1 protein-coding gene is annotated in these 1,642 nt (G+C 57.1%); it reads left to right on the forward strand.

Going from position 1 to position 1,642, the window contains the following annotated elements; all coding sequences use genetic code 11:
* The first annotated feature begins 13 nt into the window (after positions 1–13).
* Complete coding sequence (locus KG088_RS19415; RefSeq protein ID WP_213828270.1) at positions 14–1,444, forward strand: IS1182 family transposase; 1,431 nt, start codon at positions 14–16, stop codon at positions 1,442–1,444.
* The last annotated feature ends 198 nt before the right edge of the window (positions 1,445–1,642 follow it).

Genomic DNA, 1,642 nt, shown 5'->3' on the forward strand with positions numbered 1-1,642 from the left:
CGTGGAGGTGCCGATGAAGCGCTTCGTTGCAGGTGAGTCCCGGTCTCAAGCCACGTTGTTCCCTGAGCTTCTTGATGATTTTGTCTCGGAGGACAACCCGGTCCGAGCCATCGAGGCCTTCGTTGAGGCCCTTGATCTCAGGCAACTCGGTTTCAAGGGTGTCGATCCCCATGCTACAGGCCGGCCCGCCTATCACCCCGCTGTACTCCTGAAAATCTACCTCTACGGCTACCTCAATCGTGTCCAATCCAGCCGCCGCTTGGAGCGGGAGGCGCAGCGCAATGTCGAGCTGATGTGGCTGACGGAGCGCTTGGCACCGGACTTCAAAACGATTGCCGATTTTCGAAAGCACAACGGCAAGGCAATCCGCGCCATCTGCCGAGACTTTGTCGTGCTCTGCCGGCGCCTGGGGCTCTTCACACAAGCGATCGTGGCCATCGACGGTAGCAAGTTCAAGGCGGTCAACAACCGTGACCGCAACTTTACGTTTGCCAAGATGAAGCGGCGCGCAGAGGAGATCGAGAAGAGCATCGAGCGTTACCTGCGCCAACTCGACTCAGCTGACCAAGGCGACCCCGCTGTCACAGAGGCGCAGACAGCACAGCTGAAGGACAAGATCGCCGCTCTCACCGAGGAAGTGCAGCGACTACAAGCCATTGAGATACAAAGAACCCAGGCACCTGACCAGCAGGTCTCGTTGACGGATCCCGATTCTCGCTCCATGACGACGCGAGGCACCGGGCTAGTGGGGTACAACGTACAGACGGCCGTCGATAGTCAGCATCATTTGATCATCGCCCATGAGGTCACCAACGTCGGTAGTGACCGCCGTCAACTTTCCCGGATGGCCAAGCAGGCACGTGATGCCAGCGGCATCAAAGATCTCAGTGTCGTGGCTGATCGCGGTTACTTTAAGGGAGAAGAAATTCTCGAGTGCCACAAGGCCGGTATCACCACCTATCTCCCCAAACCGAAAACCTCACCGAGCCAGGCCAAGGGAATGTTTCCCAGAGAGGCATTTCTCTTCATCCCCGAAAGCAACGAATACCACTGCCCTGCGGGAGAGCGACTGGTCTGGCGTTTCAAGAGCGTCGAAAAGGGTCAGACGCTGCATTGCTACTGGAGTTCAGCCTGCCCAACCTGCGCGATGAAAGGGAAATGTACCACTGGTAAACACAGGCGTATAAAGCGCTGGGAGCATGAGGATGTGCTCGAGGCGGTACAGTCTAGGCTGAACCAGAAACCGGAAATGATGCGTCTCAGACGCCAGACAGTCGAGCACCCGTTCGGCACACTGAAGGCCTGGATGGGATCGACGCATTTTCTGACCAAGAGCCTCAAGAGCGTCAGCACGGAAATGAGTCTTCACGTGCTGGCCTACAATATGAAGCGCGTCATCAACATCCTCGGTGCCAAGCGCTTGATTCAGGCGATGCGGGCATAGCGTGCCTGCTGCTTTTTAATAGCGCCTGTAGTGCCCTATGACGCTCTCTAGGAAGGATTTCTCGGGGCGCGTGATCTTGAATAACCTCGTCTGTGGCGATGGCGGAAGTGCTTTGAGACGTCTCGTTGGCCGCTGGACGTGGCCTGACAGCCGGATGCGGAAACAGGCAACGGATTTGGGAGTTTTCACACAGCCTCG

Source organism: Halomonas jincaotanensis, assembly GCF_018448785.1.
Classification (GTDB): Bacteria; Pseudomonadota; Gammaproteobacteria; order Pseudomonadales; family Halomonadaceae; genus Halomonas; species Halomonas jincaotanensis.

Excerpts from the sequence above, each read along its gene's own strand:
- KG088_RS19415 (WP_213828270.1), top strand. The coding sequence starts at position 14 with ATGAAGCGCTTCGTTGCAGGTGAGTCCCGGTCTCAAGCCACGTTGTTC.